This is a genomic window from Herbaspirillum sp. B65 (assembly GCF_000333555.1).
GTDB lineage: Bacteria > Pseudomonadota > Gammaproteobacteria > Burkholderiales > Burkholderiaceae_D > Herbaspirillum > Herbaspirillum rubrisubalbicans.
Genome location: NZ_BADI01000495.1, coordinates 1 through 1,476, shown reverse-complemented (window position 1 = coordinate 1,476; position 1,476 = coordinate 1). Strand labels below are relative to the sequence as shown.

2 protein-coding genes and 1 pseudogene are annotated in these 1,476 nt (G+C 63.7%); all 3 read right to left on the bottom strand.

Translation table 11 applies throughout. From position 1 onward, the window contains the following. The coding region (locus I5W_RS29735; RefSeq protein ID WP_148289095.1) for an SDR family NAD(P)-dependent oxidoreductase at window positions 1–158 on the bottom strand (158 nt) is incomplete at its 3' end. 76 nt (window positions 159–234) lie between these two features. Continuing rightward, a pseudogene (gene htpX, locus I5W_RS11925) lies at window positions 235–753 on the bottom strand (protease HtpX); the annotation flags it as partial. Window positions 754–898: 145 nt separating this feature from the next. Then, on the bottom strand, window positions 899–1,318 hold the full coding sequence (locus I5W_RS11920; protein ID WP_044529383.1) for a hypothetical protein: 420 nt from the start codon (window positions 1,316–1,318) through the stop codon (window positions 899–901). Window positions 1,319–1,476: the final 158 nt, after the last annotated feature.

Genomic DNA, 1,476 nt, shown 5'->3' with positions numbered 1-1,476 from the left:
CTGCCGATGCGTGCCGCCGCCGCAGCCGGTTCGGCCTGGGCCAGATCCAGCACCACCACGCGGGCGCCTTGCTCGGCCATCAGGCGCGCCGTGGCATAACCCAGACCGTTGATTCCTGCACCGCCGGTGATGACGGCAACCTTGTCCTTGAGCAGCATGTCGTGTTCTCCAGATGTTTGCGTTGATATGCGGAACAGCAGGAGACAGAGCAGACGCGCAGGTGCGCAGATGCTGCCGTGCAGCAGGCATCACGAAGGTATTGACCACGCCCTGGATCAGGGTCAGCGTGACCATGTCGCCGTTGGCGATGTGGGCCACTTCGTGGGCCAGCACGGCTTCCACTTCTTCCTTGGTCATGCCTTGCAGCAGGCCGGTGGAGACCGCCACCAGCGAATTGCTCTTGCTGGCACCGGTGGCAAAGGCGTTGGGCGGGCCGTCATAGACCGCCACTTCCGGCATGGGCAGCTGGGCGCGCGTGGCCAGGGTCTGAACGGTTTGCAACAGCCACAGTTCGGTGGAATTCTGCGGCTGCTCGATCACGCGCGCCCCGGTGGACCACTTGGCGATGGTCTTGGACATGAACAGCGAAATGAAGGAGCCGCCAAACCCCATCAGGCCGCAGAACACCAGCAGCATGCCGAAGTTGAGGCCGTTGGCAGTGAGGTAACGGTTCACGCCGAGCAGGCTGGCGGTGAAGCTCAAGACCAGCATCACGGCCAGGTTGGTGACGAGGAACAGAACGATGCGTTTCATGATTTTTCCTGATGGACAAAAGTGTGCCGTGCGCACGCGGCGGCACGGCGGTCAAACGATGGGAGTCAGTACAGAGGCGCACTGGCGCACGAAGCGGCCACCGCGCCTGCGCCCTGCCCCGCGGCAGGTGCGCATGTGGCGGGGCTTATGCCAACGGAGGAGGACGCAGCTGGTCGCGCAGGTAGGACGACCAGCTCAGGCTTGCCGGAAAGGCGTGGGGAAACGGAAACCAGTGCAGTCCGGGCGTGGCGATGGCCGGCGGCAAGGCCGGATCTTCCAGCTCGCCCTGTGCGCTGGGCTGGTCATCGTCATCGATGCCAGCGGGTTGATCATCGCCGGACAGGCTGCCCGATGCGAGAAGGTCGGCAGGCAGATGCAGGGCCGCAGAGACAGCAGCAGACGCGGCGCAATGATGCGCAGCCACCGGGGCCTGCGCATGCAGCTGCACCGGCGCGGCGGCCTGCAACTGCTCGCGCAACTGTTCACGCAGCTGTACTTCTCCCGTGGCTGCCAGCAATTGCAGCGGGATCAGCAGAGTCAGCAGCAGGAGCAGCAGTCGGCGCATCAAACCCTTGGTGAATGAAAAAGTGAAGAAAACCCGTGTGTGCCGCGAAAATCGGGCATCGGCTTTTGTCAGGCCATTGTCAGCATGAACGGATGCGCATTATACGCAAAATTGCCAGCCCGCCCTGCCCGCCTTTCCCCCCGGAAACCAAGCCTCCG